The organism is Vibrio sp. 1069, from assembly GCF_033340555.1.
This window is the reverse complement of the sequence record NZ_JAWOWP010000396.1, coordinates 1-693: the sequence shown is the minus strand read 5'-3', so window position 1 is coordinate 693 and position 693 is coordinate 1. Positions and strand designations below refer to the sequence as shown.

Annotated in this window: 1 protein-coding gene and 1 pseudogene; one reads left to right on the top strand and one right to left on the bottom strand. The window is 46.0% G+C overall.

What is annotated here, in order from left to right; genetic code table 11:
• Positions 1–277, top strand: a 277-nt coding sequence (locus tag R7040_RS26750; RefSeq protein ID WP_318097628.1) for a nucleoside transporter C-terminal domain-containing protein, incomplete at its 5' end; no start/stop codon positions are given.
• A gap of 68 nt (positions 278–345) precedes the next feature.
• Here the strand turns inward: R7040_RS26750 and R7040_RS26745 are convergent.
• Positions 346–693, bottom strand: a pseudogene (locus R7040_RS26745) (bifunctional methylenetetrahydrofolate dehydrogenase/methenyltetrahydrofolate cyclohydrolase); the annotation flags it as partial.

Below are 693 nucleotides of genomic sequence, written 5' to 3'. Positions count from 1 at the left end.
GCTTATCGGTAACAAGATCGTGGTGAACGAGTTTGTTGCTTTCATCCAACTAGCAGAAGTGAAATCTCAGCTAAGTGCTCACTCTCAAGCTATCGTGACTTTCGCACTGTGTGGTTTTGCAAACATCTCTAGTATGGCAATGTTGATCGGCGGATTGGGTTCTTTGGTACCAGAGAAGCGTGCATTTGTTTCTAAGCATGGTTTCCGCGCGATTATTGCCGGCGTTATGGCGAACTTGATGAGTGCTTCTATTGCGGGTGTAATTTTAAGTCTGTAATTGAAATAGATATCTAAAATTAGCAAAAAGGCTCCTTGCGGAGCCTTTTTCGTATCTCAATATTGATGTTATTGTTCAGTATGGAACTGCTCGCAAGCCAACATCGTGTTCTCAATCAAGCTTGCTACGGTCATTGGGCCAACACCACCAGGAACCGGAGTAATGAAGCTCGCGCTTTCGCGTGCTTTGTCGTATTCCACATCGCCCACTAGCTTGCCTGAATCAAGACGGTTAATGCCTACATCGACAACCACTGCGCCTTTTTTAATCCACTCGCCAGGGATGAAGTTTGGCTTACCTACCGCGACCACAACAACGTCAGCTTGACGTACATGACTTTCTAGATCTTTGGTAAAACGGTGGCATGTCGTTGTTGTACAACCAGCAAGCAGCAGCTCAAGTGTCATTGGACGACC